At 74.4% G+C, this 14,599-nt stretch carries 13 protein-coding genes; 9 read left to right on the plus strand and 4 right to left on the minus strand.

Features of this window, described 5'->3' with window-relative positions; all coding sequences use genetic code 11:
• The first annotated feature begins 56 nt into the window (after positions 1-56).
• Both ACIGXM_RS16620 and ACIGXM_RS16625 read left to right on the plus strand, forming a co-directional pair.
• Positions 57-1,100, plus strand: a complete 1,044-nt coding sequence (locus ACIGXM_RS16620) for an iron-sulfur protein (protein WP_396561377.1) — start codon at positions 57-59, stop codon at positions 1,098-1,100.
• A gap of 151 nt (positions 1,101-1,251) precedes the next feature.
• Entirely contained in the window at positions 1,252-2,253 is a 1,002-nt protein-coding gene (locus ACIGXM_RS16625; protein WP_396561379.1) for a DUF2637 domain-containing protein, read from the plus strand.
• A 246-nt stretch (positions 2,254-2,499) separates the two neighbouring features.
• On the opposite strand, the gene ACIGXM_RS16630 is transcribed toward ACIGXM_RS16625, so the two are convergent.
• Positions 2,500-4,779, minus strand: a complete 2,280-nt coding sequence (locus ACIGXM_RS16630; RefSeq protein ID WP_396561381.1) for a SpoIIE family protein phosphatase — start codon at positions 4,777-4,779, stop codon at positions 2,500-2,502.
• A gap of 182 nt (positions 4,780-4,961) precedes the next feature.
• Entirely contained in the window at positions 4,962-5,321 is a 360-nt protein-coding gene (locus ACIGXM_RS16635) for an ATP-binding protein (RefSeq protein ID WP_396561383.1), read from the minus strand.
• Positions 5,322-5,833: 512 nt separating this feature from the next.
• On the opposite strand from ACIGXM_RS16635, the gene ACIGXM_RS16640 reads away from it, so the two are divergent.
• From ACIGXM_RS16640 to ACIGXM_RS16650, 3 genes are read left to right on the plus strand one after another with little or no spacing between them, the layout of a single operon-like run.
• Positions 5,834-6,544 carry an urease subunit gamma gene (locus ACIGXM_RS16640; RefSeq protein WP_396561385.1) on the plus strand — a complete coding sequence of 237 codons (711 nt, stop codon included), beginning with the start codon at positions 5,834-5,836 and terminating at the stop codon, positions 6,542-6,544.
• Positions 6,541-8,265 carry an urease subunit alpha gene (locus ACIGXM_RS16645; protein WP_396561387.1) on the plus strand — a complete coding sequence of 575 codons (1,725 nt, stop codon included), beginning with the start codon at positions 6,541-6,543 and terminating at the stop codon, positions 8,263-8,265. Before ACIGXM_RS16640 ends, ACIGXM_RS16645 begins: the two co-directional genes overlap by 4 nt.
• Before the next feature lie 45 nt (positions 8,266-8,310).
• The gene (locus ACIGXM_RS16650; protein ID WP_396561389.1) at positions 8,311-9,348 is read left to right on the plus strand and encodes an agmatine/peptidylarginine deiminase; all 1,038 of its coding nucleotides are present in this window, start codon (positions 8,311-8,313) and stop codon (positions 9,346-9,348) included.
• Between the two features lie 25 nt (positions 9,349-9,373).
• Here the strand turns inward: ACIGXM_RS16650 and ACIGXM_RS16655 are convergent, their stop codons facing one another.
• Complete coding sequence (locus ACIGXM_RS16655) at positions 9,374-10,180, minus strand: N-acetylmuramoyl-L-alanine amidase (RefSeq protein WP_396561391.1); 807 nt, start codon at positions 10,178-10,180, stop codon at positions 9,374-9,376.
• Positions 10,181-10,411: 231 nt separating this feature from the next.
• Between ACIGXM_RS16655 and ACIGXM_RS16660 the strand changes: the two genes are divergently transcribed.
• Positions 10,412-11,017, plus strand: coding sequence for a TetR/AcrR family transcriptional regulator (locus tag ACIGXM_RS16660; protein ID WP_396561393.1), 606 nt, complete (start codon positions 10,412-10,414; stop codon positions 11,015-11,017).
• Between the two features lie 38 nt (positions 11,018-11,055).
• On the opposite strand, the gene ACIGXM_RS16665 is transcribed toward ACIGXM_RS16660, so the two are convergent.
• Positions 11,056-12,273: a hypothetical protein gene (locus ACIGXM_RS16665; protein ID WP_396561395.1), complete on the minus strand. Its 1,218-nt coding sequence runs from the start codon at positions 12,271-12,273 to the stop codon at positions 11,056-11,058.
• A 251-nt stretch (positions 12,274-12,524) separates the two neighbouring features.
• Between ACIGXM_RS16665 and ACIGXM_RS16670 the strand changes: the two genes are divergently transcribed.
• From ACIGXM_RS16670 to ACIGXM_RS16680, 3 genes are all read left to right on the plus strand, one after another.
• Complete coding sequence (locus ACIGXM_RS16670) at positions 12,525-13,058, plus strand: hypothetical protein (RefSeq protein ID WP_396561397.1); 534 nt, start codon at positions 12,525-12,527, stop codon at positions 13,056-13,058.
• Between the two features lie 121 nt (positions 13,059-13,179).
• Positions 13,180-13,881: a DUF3105 domain-containing protein gene (locus ACIGXM_RS16675; RefSeq protein WP_396561399.1), complete on the plus strand. Its 702-nt coding sequence runs from the start codon at positions 13,180-13,182 to the stop codon at positions 13,879-13,881.
• Positions 13,881-14,570 carry a DUF305 domain-containing protein gene (locus ACIGXM_RS16680; RefSeq protein WP_396561401.1) on the plus strand — a complete coding sequence of 230 codons (690 nt, stop codon included), beginning with the start codon at positions 13,881-13,883 and terminating at the stop codon, positions 14,568-14,570. The genes ACIGXM_RS16675 and ACIGXM_RS16680 overlap by 1 nt, the downstream gene beginning before the upstream one ends.
• The last annotated feature ends 29 nt before the right edge of the window (positions 14,571-14,599 follow it).

Here is a 14,599-nt window from a genome sequence, read left to right on the forward strand (position 1 = left end):
TGCCACCCGGCGGTTCCCTGCCCCGCGGGCATCCGCCGCACCCGATGGGGCCCGCCATGACCGTGCGCACCACCGAGCCGGATCCGCCCGCACCCCGGGGCAACCGGCGGCGGCAGCCGGACACCGCGCCCGAGCACCAGGACGGCCGGCGGCAACGGACCCACCCGTCCACCGTGTTCCCGTGCGCGGGGGCGTACGCCCGGGTCGGCGCCGTCTTTCCCGAGCTGCGGATCCGGCTCGGCGAACTCCGCGCCGGCCGGGGCTGGGTGCCCACCCCCCGCCTCCTCGGCGATCCCGCGTTCCGCGCCCGGCTGCTCGCCGCCGAGGGCCGCCGGGACCGGTTCCGCTACGGCGAACCACTCCGGCCCGACGTGGCCGCCGGGTTCTGGCTGCACCGCTACCTCTGGCCGGCCGGCCTGCTCTTCACCCTGCCCTGGTTCCTGGAACGTCGGGTACCCCGACTTCCGGTGACGGCCGTCGCCTTCCGGCCCGCCACCACCGGCGGGCCGGCCGAACTGAAGGTCCGGCCCGCCGACTTCGCCTGTCTGCCGGACGATCCCGCGGCCGGCCTTCCCGGCGCGCGAACCGTACCCGACGAGGCGGCGCTCCGCGCCGAGCTGCGCGCGGCCGCCGTCGAGCACCTGGCACCGGTGCTCGACGCGCTCCGGCCCGCGCTGCGCCGCGGCCCGCGCACCCTGTGGGGCCTGGCCACCGACGAGTTGGTCGAGGGCCTCCGGTACACCGCCGGCCTGCTGGGCGAGGAACGGCGCGCCGCCGACGCGCTGGCCGCGCTGCTCCCCGGCGGCACCCCACCGTTCACGGGCGCGGCGGCCTTCCGCTGGACCGAACCGGCCGCCCCGGGGAAGAGCCGGGTGAGCGCGGACGAGCAGGCGGGCGAAGGCAGTTGGGACAGCGGGAGCAGGCGGGACAGCGGGAGCAGGCGGGACAGCGGGAGCAGGCGGGTGGGCGCCGGGGGCCGCGGGGCGACCTCGGAGCCCGTTCCCGACCCGGCCCCCACCCGCACCAGGGTGAGCTGCTGCCTGGCCTACACCGTCCGCTCGGCAGGCTCCTGCTTCAGCTGTCCGCGCACCTGTTCCTGACCAGAACGTCCTATCGACATACCGTCAGAAAGTCTGTGCTCCAAGGCAATTGGCGGCAAAGCACCCGTACGTCCGCCGACCATCCGCCATGATGGACGTCCCGGTGGCTCCCGCCACCGCGATCGACGGAAAGCGAGGCTGGTTCAGGACAATGAGACTGTCGGACATACCACTGGGCTGGGCCGTCGCGGGCGTGGCCACCCTGGTCCTCGTCGCCGTCCTGGTGGCCTTCCTGCGCGCCCGCGGGGCAACGAGCGGCCTCGCCGGCTCGGACAGCTGGGAGCGCACCGAGGAGCGCCGCCGCCGCAAGGAGTCGCTCTACGGTGCGGCCTCCTACACCCTGCTCTTCTGCTGCGCGGCGGTCGCCGCCGCGCTCTCCTTCCACGGCCTGGTCGGCTTCGGGATGCAGAACCTCGGCCTCTCCGGCGGCTGGGAGTACCTGGTCCCGTTCGGCCTGGACGGCGCCGCCATGTTCTGCTCGGTGCTGGCCGTCCGCGAGGCCAGCCACGGTGACGCCGCGCTCGGCTCCCGCCTGCTGGTCTGGCTCTTCGCCGGGGCCTCCGCCTGGTTCAACTGGGTGCACGCCCCGCGCGGAATGGGCCACGCGGGCGCCCCGCAGTTCTTCTCCGGGATGTCGCTCTCCGCCGCGGTGCTCTTCGACCGGGCGCTCAAGCAGACCCGCCGGGCCGCGCTGCGCGAGCAGGGGCTGGTGCCCCGACCGCTGCCGCAGATCCGGATCGTCCGCTGGCTGCGCGCCCCGCTGGAGACCTACGCGGCCTGGTCGCTGATGCTGCTGGAGGGGGTGCGCAGCCTGGAAGAGGCGGTCGAGGAGGTCCGCGACACCAAGCGCGAGGCGGTGGTCAACCGGGAGCGCCAGCGGCTGGCCAGCCGGCGCGAGCGGGCCGAGATCCGGGCGATCAACCGCCAGCACGGCGGCTGGGGCCGCTCCCGGGCGGCGGTCGCCGCCCGGCGGTTGGAGCCCGGCGGCGCGGAGCCTGCGATAGCCGGCGGGGACCCCGCTCCCCCACCGGGCCTGCCCGCCCGGCCCGCCCGCCGGACGATCGACCTGACGCCCGACGACGACACCATGGCACTGCCCCGGCTGGACTCGCTGGAGCAGAAGCTGAAGGACCTGGAGAAGCAGTTCGGCTGACGCCTCCGCACCGGGCCCGGGGGTGACCACCCCCGGGCCCGGGGGGGGGGCGCCGGGGCGGGGGGGGGGGGGGGGGGTGACGCGCCGCGGGGGGGGGGGCCCCGCGGGGGGGGGCCCCGCCCCGCCCGCCCGCCGCCCGCCGCCGTCCGGCTGGGGGCGCACTAAATCAGCCCGCCGGGGGGGGGGGCGGGCCCCCCCCCCCGCCCCGGGGGGGGGGGGCGCCCCCCCCCCCCCCCCCCGCCGCCGCTACTCCTGGGCGGCGGCGCTGAGTTCGAACCACATCCGCTTGCCGGAGCCGCGCGGCTCGACCCCCCAGGCGTCCGCCAGCGCCTCGACCAGCATCAGGCCACGGCCGGAGGAGGCCTGCTCACCGGGGGTCCGGCGCTTGGGCCAGAGGTCCGACTCGTCCTCCACCTCGATCCGCAGCCGCGGCTCGCGGCCGTCCCCACGGTAGAGCCGGGCGGTGAACATGGCGTCCCGGTCGGTGTGCCGGATCGCGTTGGTGACCAGCTCGGAGGCGAGCAGCTCGGCGGTGTCGATCAGCTCGGCCACGCCCCAGCGGCGCAGCGCGTCGCGGAGTTCGCCGCGCAGCTCGGCCACCCGGGCCAGGTCGGCCTGCCCGATCCGGCGCCGCAGCTGCTGGGCGGCCTGGCCACCCTGCGGACCGTCCCAGCGGAGCAGCAGCAGCGCTATGTCGTCCTCGCGCTCGGTGGAGTCGGCCGCCGCCCGGGCGGTGATCTTGTCGGCCAGCTCCTCCAGCGGGCCCGGGCCACCGTGCACGAACGGCCCGAGGTCGCCGGCGGCGGCCGCGCAGAGCCGGGCGATGCCGCTGTCCAGGTCCGTCGTCCGGGACTCCACCAGCCCGTCGGTGCAGAGCACCACGGTCTCGCCCGGATCCAGGCTGAACCTGGTCACCTGGTACTCCTGGTCCGGCGCGACGCCCAGCGGCAGGCCGCCGACCACGGAGACCACCGAGGCAGTGCCGTCCGCGCGGCGCACCACCGGGTCCAGGTGGCCGGCCCGGACCGCGTAGACCACGCCGTAGTCGACGTTGACCTCGGCATAGGTGCAGGTGGCGAAGTGGTCGGTGTCCAGGTCCGCCAGGAAGCGGGAGGCCCGGGCCATCACCGCGGCCGGTGGATGGCCCTCGGCGGCGTAGGCGCGCAGCGCGATCCGCAGCTGGCCCATGATCCCCGCCGCGTGCACGTCGTGGCCCTGCACGTCGCCGATCACCAGACCGACGTGCCCGCCGGGCAGCGGCACCACGTCGTACCAGTCGCCGCCGATCTGCAGGCCCGAGCCGGCGGCCAGGTAGCGCACCGCGGTGGTCACCCCGGGCACCGCCGGCACGGTCCGCGGCAGCATCACCCGCTGCAACCCGGCCGCCAGCTCGTGCTCGGCGTCGTGCAGCCGGGCCCGGGCCAGCGACTGGGCGACCAGGCCGCCCAGTGTGGAGAGCAGCGTGCGCTCGTCCGCGTCCAGCTCGCGCGACTCGTCGAAGCTGACCACGCAGACGCCGATCGCCCGGCCGCTGGCCACCAGCGGCAGGAAGGCCCAGGCGCTGCGCCCGGTGCCGATCGCCCGGGGCCAGGCCTCGGGGTAGCGCCGCTGGTACTCGGCCTGGCTGGCGATGAAGACCGGCACCCGGCGGCGGATCGCCTCGGCGGTCGGCTGGTACGGGTCGAGCGGGGTGCGGTCGTAGGCGGCCACCGCCTCGGGGGTGTAGCCGCTGGCGCCCAGGACCTGCAACCGGCCGGTCTCCAGCGCGACGAGGACCAGCCCGTCCGGCGGCAGGCCGGGCAGCGGCAGCTCGGTGAAGACCCGGGCCACGTCACGGACCGTGACGGCTTCCGAGAGCGCCCGGGCGGCCTCCTTGATGAACCGCGAGCGCTCCTCGCGCAGCGCGGCCTGCCGTCCGGCATTCTCCCGCTTGCGCAGCTCGACGGTGGCGTCCCAGACGAAGCCGACCATCCGGGACGGGCGGCCGAAGGCGTCGGCCAGCACCCGGCCGCGGAACCGCACCGCGTGCAGCTCGCCACCCGGGAAGACCGTGCGGTAGTACGCGCCGCACTGGCCCAGCTCGGCCACCGCGCGCTCGACCCGGCGGCGGACCACCGGGGCGTCCTCGGGGTGCAGCAGCGCCAGGAAGGCGGCCGACGTGCCGTCGAAGGCACCGTTCTCCAGACCGAGGATCGCGCAGGCCCGCGCGTCGCCGGCGAGCACGTCACGGCGGATGTCCCAGTCGAAGGAGCCGATCCCGTTGGCGGCCATCGCCGGCTCCAGCCACTCCGGGGTGGAGTCGCCGGCCCGGGCGGACAGACCGTGCCCGTCGCCCCCCTGGACGGACGCCAGCACGGCCGGGCCGGCCGGCCGGCCCGTACCCGCGGTCCGCGCGGTCGTCCGGCGGCCACCCTGCGGCGGCGGCCCCGGCACGCCGGGCTGCGGGGGTGCCAGGGGCTGGACGGACGGGCCGCCGGAGGGCTTCGACAGGCGGGTCGGCCCCTGCGGCTCGGGCTCAGTCGCCATGGTTCTCCTGCCGCTTCCCGATCGGTGGATGGGGTGTGCTCGGCGGACCAGCCCTCAGGCTCGGGCCCCTGGTCCGGACACACATTCTCACTATCCTGTCGAATGTTCGGCAAAGCGGCAATGCTGCCGGGCCGCGACCGGCCCGGACTCCCCGATCAGCCGCACCCCCGCAGGATCGTCACTCAGAGTGCCGACAGCTCGAACCAGGTGGTCTTGCCGTCACCACCCGACTGCACGCCCCAGGCGTCCGCCAGCGCCTCGACCAGCACCAGCCCACGCCCCGAGGTCGCGGTGTCGCCGGGCCGGCGCGGCCGCGGCAGCCGGCCACTGGTGTCCCGGACCTCCACCCGCAGCCGCCGGTCCGCGCCCAGCGCCGCCTCCAGCACCGCGCCGGACGCCGTGTGCAGCAGCGCGTTGGTGACCAGCTCCGACACCAGCAGCTCGGCCGTGTCGGCGAGTTGCGGCACCCCCCAGGCGCGCAGCGCGGCGCGGAGCCGGTGGCGCACCGGACCGATCCCGGCCAGCTCGGCCGGCCGGAGCACGGCCCGCAGGCGATGCTCCGGACGGCGCCCGGCCGTCGCAGAAGGGACCCGCTGTTGACCATCCATCAGATTTCGCCCCCGCCCTCGTCCCGGCCACCGCACGGACACCCCCACCCGCGCACACCGGCCGCTGTCACCATCGTGAGTGCCGCTCACCGGACACCGCAACAGGGCGTGCACCGCCTGCCGAGGCGAACGGGGGCTCGAGGTGCGCCGTGTGATCCAAGCCGAGGTTTGACCGGCGCGCGCTGCTGACAGCCTGTCAGCTCAAGCCCGCGGATCGCGCCGTCGCCCGACCTCCCCCACGCCCGTCGAACCGGCCCCCGACCCGGCCCGACCCGGCGCGCGGGACGACGCGAGCCGGGAAAGGCTGGACACGGCGACCCGATCCGGGTTCAATGGCCAGCAGATGTTTGAACGGCGTTCTAACTCTTTCGACCCGCCGGACCTGCTGGACCGGCCGGGTCTGCCAGCCCCCCAGACCTCACCGAGCGACCCGCGAGCGAGGAACCGTGCGACTCACCCCCACCGAACGGGACCGGCTGCTGATCTTCACAGCGGCTGAGCTGGCCCGCGCCCGGCGCGCCCGCGGCGTCCGGCTGAACGTCCCCGAAGCCACCGCGCTGATCGCGGACACCGTCTGCGAGGCCGCCCGCGACGGGCGCCGGCTGGCCGACGCGATCGAGGCCGGCCGCTCGGTGCTGACCGCCGACGACGTGCTGCCGGGCGTGCCCGACGTGGTCACGGTGATCCAGGTCGAGGCGGTCTTCGACGACGGCACCCGGCTCGCGGTGATCAACGACCCCTTCCGCGGCGCCGGTTCACTCGGCGAGGACGGGCCCGGCGCGGCTCTGCCCGGCACCGGCGAGGGCTACGACCCGACCGAGGAGACCGTCGTGCTGCCGGTCCACAACACCTCGGCGGTGCCGATCTCGGTCACCTCCCACTTCCACTTCTTCGAGGCCAATCCACGGCTCGCCTTCGACCGCGCGGCGGCCTACGGCACCCGGCTGGCCGTCCCGGCCGGCTCCTCGGTGCGCTTCGACCCGGGCGCGGTGGTCGAGGTCGGACTGACCCCGATCGCCGGCGAGCGGGTCGCCGTCGGCTTCGCCGGGCTGGTCGACGGACCGCTCGACGCCCCGGGTGCCAAGGAGGCCGCGCTGGCCAAGGCCCGTGCCACCGGCTACCTCACCAGCTTCGACGACACGGAGGTCGAGTCGTGACCGCCATCTCCCCGCACGACTACATCTCGGTCCACGGTCCGCGGACCGGCGACCGGATCCGCCTCGGCGACTCCGGGCTGATCGTCCGGGTCGAGTCCGACTCGCAGGCCCCCGGTGACGAGTTCCTGGCCGGGTTCGGCAAGACCGCCCGGGACGGCCTGCACCTCAAGGCCGCCGCCGTCCGCGACACCTGTGACGTGGTGATCAGCAACGTGCTGGTGATCGACGCGATGCAGGGCATCCGGAAGACCTCGATCGGTCTGATCGGCGGCCGGATCGCGGCGATCGGCCGGGCCGGCAACCCGGACACCATGGACGGCGTGGAGGTGGTGGTCGGCACCGGCACCACGATCGTCTCCGGCGAGGGCCTGATCGCCACCGCCGGCGCCATCGACACCCACGTCCACCTGCTCTCGCCGCGGATCATGGAGGCCTCGCTGGCCTCCGGGGTGACCACCATCATCGGCCAGGAGTTCGGGCCGGTCTGGGGTGTCGGCGTCAACTCGCCCTGGGCGCTGCGGCACGCCTTCAACGCCTTCGACGCCTGGCCGGTCAACATCGGCTTCCTGGGCCGCGGTTCGTCCTCCGACCCGGCACCGCTCGTCGAGGCGCTGGCCGAGGGCGGTGCGTCCGGCTTCAAGGTGCACGAGGACATGGGCGCGCACACCCGCGCGCTGGACACCGCGCTGCGGGTGGCCGAAGAGTACGACGTCCAGGTCGCCCTGCACACCGACGGCCTGAACGAGTGCCTCTCCGTCGAGGACACCATCGCCGTTCTGGAGGGCCGCACCATCCACGCCTTCCACATCGAGGGCTGCGGCGGCGGACACGTCCCCAACGTGCTGAAGATGGCCGGTGTCGCGAACGTGATCGGCTCCTCCACCAACCCCACCCTGCCGTTCGGCCGGGACGCGCTGGCCGAGGCCGCCGGCATGATCGTCTCGGCCCACGACCTCAAGCTCGACCTGCCCGGCGACGCCGCGATGGCCCGCGACCGGATCCGCGCCGGCACGATGGGCGCCGAGGGCATCCTGCACGACCTCGGCCTGATCGGCATCACCTCCTCCGACGCGCAGGGCATGGGCCGGGCCGGCGAGACCGTCCGACGCACCTTCGCGATGGCCGGCAAGATGAAGGCCGAACTCGGGCCGCTGGACGGCACCGGCTCCTACGGCACCAGGGAGAGCGGCGACGACAACGAGCGGGTGCTCCGCTACGTCGCCAAGCTCACCATCAACCCTGCCATCGCGCACGGCCTCGCCCACGAGGTCGGCTCGATCGAGGTCGGCAAGCTCGCCGACATCGTGCTCTGGCGGCCCGACCACTTCGGCGCCAAGCCGCAGTTGGTGCTCAAGTCCGGGTTCCCGGCGTACGGCGTGGTCGGCGACCCGAACGCCACCACCGACCGCTGCGAACCGCTGGTGCTGGGGCCGCAGTTCGGCGCGCACGGGGCGACCGCGGCGGACATCTCGGTGGCCTTCGTGGCCCAGGCCGCCGCCGACGGTTCCTACCTGGACGTGGCCGCCGACCAACTGCCCACCCGGCGACGGCGGGTGGGCGTGCGCGGGACCCGCGGCATCGGCCCGCGCGACATGGTGCGCAACGCCCGGACCGGCTCGGTCACCGTGGCGGCCGACACCGGCCTGGTCTCGCTGGACGGTTCGCCGCTGCGCTCCGAGCCGAGCGAGAGCGTCTCGCTCAGCCGCCTCTACTTCCTGTAGCCCCCACCCCTCCCTCCTCGACCCCTCCCCCAAGGACGTCGCCTCATGACCACCCCCGCCTCGCTCGGCTACTCGATGCCCGCCGAATGGCACCCGCACGAGCGCACCTGGATGGCCTTCCCGACCGACAACCAGACCTTCGACACCCCCGAGCACCTGCACCAGGCCCGACTCGCCTGGGCCGCGGTGGCCAACACCATCGTCCGCTACGAGCCGGTGACGATGATCGTGAACATCGGTGAGACCGCCGCCGCCCGGGAGTACGTCGCGGAGGGGATCGAGCTGGTCGAGCGGCCGCTCGACGACGCCTGGATGCGCGACATCGGCCCCACCTTCCTCGCCGGGCCGGAGGGTGAACTCGCCGCCGCCGACTGGGTGTTCAACGGCTGGGGCGCGCAGTCCTGGGCCAGCTGGGAGCACGACCAGCACATCGCCGAGCGGATCACCGAGCTGACCGAGGCCCGGCGCTTCGCCTCCCGCCTGATCAACGAGGGCGGCGGCATCCACGTCGACGGCGAGGGCACGGTGCTGGTCACCGAGACGGTCCAGCTGGGCGAGGGGCGCAACTCCGACTGGACCAAGGAGGAGGTCGAGGCCGAGCTGCACGCCCACCTCGGCACCACCAAGGCGATCTGGCTGCCGCGTGGACTCACCCGCGACTACGACGAGTTCGGCACCCGCGGGCACATCGACATCGTCGCCTCCTTCGTCCGCCCCGGTGTCGTGCTGGCCCACGTGCAGCCCGACCCGAGCCACCCGGACCACGCGGTCTGCCAGGAGCTGGTCGCCGTCCTGCGCGCCTCCACCGACGCCGCCGGCCGCACCCTGGAGGTCATCGAGGTGTCGGCACCGACCGTGCTGCGGGACGAGGACGGTGAGCCGGTCGACTACTCCTACATCAACCACTACGTGGCGAACGGCGCGGTGATCCTCTGCGCCTTCGACGACCCGCGCGACCAGGAGGCCGCCGCCATCCTCGGCGCCGCCTTCCCCGACCGCAAGGTCGAACTGGTCGACGCCCGGGAGATCTTCGCCAACGGCGGCGGCATCCACTGCATCACCCAGCAGCAGCCGCGGGTCTGACCCAGGCTCCGGCCGGTCGGGACGGTCAGGACACCGGGCGTGCCCAGGCGGCGTGCCAGGTGTCCGGGCCGACGACGCCGTCCGCGGTCAGCGGCCAGCCGTTGGCGGTGGAGTCCCGCTGGAACCGCTCGCAGATGCTCCGGCTCCGCTCGCCGTACCAGCCGTCCACGGTGAGCGCCCAGCCGCGGTCGCGCATCCGCTGCTGCCAGGCGCGCACGTTGTCGTCGTGCAGCATCGGGTTCTCCAGCCGGAGGTACTCCCCGGGCCAGGGCGGCGCGGCGGCCCTGTTGGCGACGCCGTTCGTCGTCGTGGCGCCGCCGCCGGGGCGCGGGGCGCCGGCCCGCACCCAGGCGTACAGCGGGCCGCCGGGGCAGTCGGTCGGATAGCCGTCGCGATGGCCCTCGATCTCCGGACCCGCCCCACCCTGCTGCCGCAGCCACTCCACCGCGTCGCGCAGCCCGTTGAGCATCGCGTCGGTCGGCTGGGTGAGGCCGGAGTCGCCGACCATCCCGCAGACCGCGTAGTGCGCGAGGTTGAGCGACTGGTTGCCGTTGGCCCCGGTCTCGTGGTGCGGCCCGCGCCCCTCGAAGACGTAGGCGTGCGGGCAGACCATGGCGTTGTAGGCGATGTCGATCCATCCCTCGGTGGGATCGGCCAGGTGCGCGGCCTGGATCGCGCGGACCCGGCCGGCGCACCGCTCGTGATGGTCCGGCAGGTCGGCCGGGACCTCGCTGCCCTCGTAGTGGATCTTCACACCCTGGGTGCTCGCCACGTACGTCCAGTCCTGCCTGGGAGGTTGGGCGCCCCAGTCGGCCCGGGTGACCAGTTGCACGGGACCGTCCTCCTTTGTTGAGAGGGGGAAGTCCCGTCAGGGTAGCGGGAGTTCGGGAGCACTTGTCACTCTCTGTGAAAATCCAATTCCACCGAGTGAATGCGGTGCAATGGAATTGACGCCCGGACCGCCTCGACCGGTGCCGCTAGGGTGAGGAGCTGGGCGGTCACCCCCCTGTCTCCCGCATCCCCCACCCGATCGATCCCCCCGATTGCCCCTGAGGAGCCGCAGATGGCGCAGGTCCGCACCCGACGCCCGGCGCGGCCGCGGGAAGAGGTGCTGGCCGCCGCGATGGCGGCGATCGCCGAGCACGGACTGGCCAAGCTGACCATGGCCGGGCTGGGCAAGCAGCTCCAGATGAGCGCCGGGCACCTGCTCTACTACTTCGGCAGCAAGGACCAGCTGCTGCTGGAGACCCTGCGCTGGAGCGAGGAGCAGCTCGGCGAGCGGCGACGGACCGCGCTGGACCGTCCCGGCCTGAGCGCCTGGGAGCGCTTCACCGCCTACGCCCACCTCTACCTCCCGGACGGGCCGGGCGATCCGCGCTGGATCCTCTGGGTCGAGGTCTGGGGGCGTTCGCCGTCCAGCGCGGAGATCCGCCAGGGGCAGCTGGAGATCGAGGCCCCCTGGCAGGCCGACCTGGAGGCGCTGATCCGGTCCGGCACGGCGGCCGGCGAGTTCACCGGCCACACCTCGGCCGACGAGTTGGCCGTGCAGCTGCGGGCGGTGCTGGACGGCTTCTCGGTCCCGCTGGCGATCGGCCTGCCGGGCGTCCGCCGCCCCGAGTCGCTGGCCCGGGTGAGCGCGGCGGCGACCGCCCTGCTGGGGCGGGCCTGACCGCTGCTCGGCCCGGACCCCCGGCCGGCCCGGACCGCTCAGTCCGTCCAGAGTGCGACCGCCGTGCGGTCCTCGGCGAAGCCCTTCGCCCGGACCTGGGCCTGGCGGAGGAAGTCGACCGTTCCCGGCGGGTGCGGGTGCGCCCAGTGGGTGGCCAGGAACTGCGCGACGGCGGGCTCCCCGGCGATCGGCTCGGCCAGCCCCGGCGAGCAGAGCAGCAGGATGTCCCCGGGGCCGGCCGGGACCAGCCGGAACCGGAACGGGCGCGGCTCCGGCGCCTCGCCCGGACCGTCCGGATGGTGCAGCAGCCGGGCCGCGTAGGCGTCGATCCAGTGCCCGGCCCGCAGCAGGTAGAGACCGCCCGGGCCGAGACCGAAGGCCGCCCGGTGACCGGCGGCCGGGTCGAGCGGGACCAGCAGGCAGTGCAGCGAGCCGGCCTCGGGGGCGAGCGCGCGCAGCCCGACGGCGGCCCGGGCGGTGAGCCGCTGCAGGCCGTACCGCAGCCGGTCGCGGGCGCCCTCGCGCAGGTCGGCGGCCAGCTCCGCGTGGCTGCGGCCGATCGCCTCCGCGAGGTGCGCGCAGGCCTGGCGGATGGTGTCGTCGGTCAGTTGACGCTCGGGGTCCGGCTCGGCCCGCGGGTCGGCGGGGATCCGGGCCCGGCCGCCGAGGACGGCGAGCAGCAGGCCGTCCGGTGCCTCTCCGAACCGGGTCACCAGCAGCGCGTCGGTGCGCGGCTCGCCACGGTGGCGTGGGGAGTCGCCGCGCACGGAGGCGGCCCGGAGCGTGAAGCCGGGGTACTGGGCGCCTTCCAGCACGGTGTCGGGGACGACGGCCGTGATCCGCTCCGGCACGGCGGCCGGGAGGAGGGTGGGCTCCGGGCCGTAACTGGGCGGGCGCTGGGCGACGGGCTGGGCGGGGATGGTGATGGTGGGCGCGGGGTCCGCGACCGCCGTGACTTCCACGACCTCCACGACCTCCACGACCTCAGCGACCTCAGCGACCTCTGCGACTTCCGGGGCTGGTGGGGCTGGTGGCGCGGCTGGCGGCGGAGTCACGGCCTCCGGGGTCCCCGCGGCCGTCCCGCCGCCGTCCTCCGGTGCCACGATCGAGGCGACCGAGTCGAACCAGTCGTCCACCGACCCCTCCCCCGGCCCGGCGTCCGGGGTGTCGGGGAGCGCGCCGGTCGGGCCCTGGTAGACCCGGCCCCACCAACCGTCCTCGGTCCGTCGCTGCGCGCGGGCGCCCTGATCGCTCATCTGCCGGCTCCTCGTCCGTATCTGCCGTCACCTGCCGGGACTGGATTGGTCATTGGTCGTCCGACCCGCCCGTCATTCTGCCCACGACGATCGCCCGTGTCCGGACTTTCCGCACGAAGCCGGGCCGATCGGGCCGATCGGGTCAGGTTGCCCGAGTCGGGCCGGGCTCGGTGGTCCGGCACCGGAGGAATCCGAAAGAGAGGCCCGAACAGGGGGACCGCTCCACCCATTCGGCTGATTAATATGTGCGCATGACCGCGCCAGGAGCCAGACGACCACTGCCCGGGAGTGCCGTCTCGGCCACCCGTCCGCTGGTCGCTCTCTGGACCCTGCTGCTGATCGGTCTGCTGACCGTGCTGCCCTGCGCGGGCACCGCCCGGGCCGCCACCCCCGCGAGCGCCGGCGCCCAGCTGGCCGGGCCGGACGCGACCCCCGGGACCGTCGCGCCCCGGCCGGCACCCGCGGCCGCGGTACCGCGTGCGGCGGCACACACCCCGGCCCACGCACCCGCGTCCGGTGAGGCGGTCTCCGCCGTCCCGGCCCTCCCGGCGTCGCTCTTCCTCTGCTCGCCCGGCGACCCGCCGCCCGCCCCCGGCGACGGCTGCTCCAGCCACAGCTGCAACGGCCAGGAAGCCCAACTGCCGAACGCGCCGCCGCAGCCCGAGCCGGCCACCGCGCCGGTGCTGGTCATCCCCGGCCCCGGGCCGGTCCTCGCGCCGAGCGCCGCGGCCCCGGACTCCGGCCCGGCCCCCGATCTCCATCTGCTCCAGGTCAACCGGACCTAGGCGGACCCCCCGCCGGCCCGCTCCCAGGTGCTCCGCACCCGGAGGGGCCGTCGGTCGCGCCTCCCCTCTTCAGCTCATTCCGCCGTGCGCAGGCCGCCCGGCGGGGACAAGGACGACTTCCGTGGGTTCCGCCTCCAAGCCGACCAGTTCCAAGCAGCCCAACGCCAAACCGACCGCCAAGGCCAAGGGCGGCGGCAAGCAGACCACCGCCGACCGCCGCGAGCGGATCGCGAAGCTGCGGGCCGAGGAGCAGCGCCGCGAGCGTCGCGTCAAGATCGTCTCCTTCGTGGCGGCGGGCGTCCTGGTCGCCGGCACCATCGGCGCCGGCGTCTACATCGTCAAGAACGCGGACGACAAGAAGCACGCCCAGCAGGAGGCCGCCAAGGCGCCGATCCCGGGCGTGCAGACCTGGAGCAACCTCTCCCGCAACCACGTGACCACGCCGGTCAACTACCCGCAGACCCCGCCGGTGGGCGGTGACCACAACCCGGTCTGGCAGACCTGCATGGGCAACGTCTACACCCAGCCTGTGCACAACGAGAACGCGGTGCACTCGCTGGAGCACGGCGCGGTCTGGGTCACCTACAACGACAAGGCGACCCCGGCGGACATCAAGACCCTCTCCGACAAGGTCAAGAACACCCCGTACTCGCTGATGAGCCCCTACCCGACCGAGAAGGGCACCATCACGCTCACCGCCTGGGGCACCCAGCTGATCGTGGACAGCGCCAACGACCCGCGGGTGAACGAGTTCTTCACCAAGTACGTCCAGGGTCCGCAGACCCAGGAGCCGGGCGCCTCGTGCAGCGACGGAGCGATGTAGTGGCCGACACCCCGATGGACGAGATCGACGAGCCGTCCGGCGCCCTCCCCCGGCGCCGCCGGACGGTCTGGTGGCCGGCCGCGCTGGCCGCGGCGGTCGCGCTCTGCCTGGGCGTCCCCGCCCTGGTGGCGAGCGGCACCTCGGCCTCCAGCACGGTGTCCGCCGCGCCGTCGACGGACTCGCCCGAGGCCGGGTTCGCACGCGACATGGCGACCCACCACCAGCAGGCGATCGACATGTCGTTCATCATCCGCGACCGGACGGACAACGCCGAGGTCCGCGGCCTGGCCTTCGACATCATCAACACCCAGGCCAACCAGCGCGGGATGCTGATGGGCTGGCTCGCCCAGTGGGGGCTCACCCAGGCCTCGCCGAACCCGCCGATGGCCTGGATGCACATGGACCAGCAGTACCAGCCGCACGACGGTTCGCTGATGCCCGGCATGGCGACCAACACGCAGCTGGCCCAGTTGCAGAGCCTCAGCGGCAAGGCCGCCGAGATCTTCTACCTGCAGCTGATGATCCAGCACCACAAGGGCGGTGCGGCGATGGCCCAGGGCTACGTCGACGTGGCGAAGAACGCCGCGGAGAAGTCGCTCGCCCAGTCGATGGTGGCGAGTCAGACCTCGGAGATCCAGCTGATGACGACGATGCTGGCCGAGCGGGGCGCCCAGCCGCTCCCGGACTGACGGGCCGACGCGCGAGCGCGGGGGCGGGT

The sequence above is a fragment of the Kitasatospora sp. NPDC052896 genome (assembly GCF_044547075.1).
In the GTDB taxonomy this organism is placed as follows: Bacteria; Actinomycetota; Actinomycetes; order Streptomycetales; family Streptomycetaceae; genus Kitasatospora.

Excerpts from the sequence above, each read along its gene's own strand:
- ACIGXM_RS16660 (WP_396561393.1), top strand. The coding sequence starts at position 10,412 with ATGGCGCAGGTCCGCACCCGACGCCCGGCGCGGCCGCGGGAAGAGGTG.
- ACIGXM_RS16630 (WP_396561381.1), bottom strand. The coding sequence starts at position 4,779 with ATGGCGACTGAGCCCGAGCCGCAGGGGCCGACCCGCCTGTCGAAGCCC.
- ACIGXM_RS16625 (WP_396561379.1), top strand. The coding sequence starts at position 1,252 with ATGAGACTGTCGGACATACCACTGGGCTGGGCCGTCGCGGGCGTGGCC.
- ACIGXM_RS16650 (WP_396561389.1), top strand. The coding sequence starts at position 8,311 with ATGACCACCCCCGCCTCGCTCGGCTACTCGATGCCCGCCGAATGGCAC.
- ACIGXM_RS16620 (WP_396561377.1), top strand. The coding sequence starts at position 57 with ATGACCGTGCGCACCACCGAGCCGGATCCGCCCGCACCCCGGGGCAAC.
- ACIGXM_RS16665 (WP_396561395.1), bottom strand. The coding sequence starts at position 12,273 with ATGAGCGATCAGGGCGCCCGCGCGCAGCGACGGACCGAGGACGGTTGG.
- ACIGXM_RS16670 (WP_396561397.1), top strand. The coding sequence starts at position 12,525 with ATGACCGCGCCAGGAGCCAGACGACCACTGCCCGGGAGTGCCGTCTCG.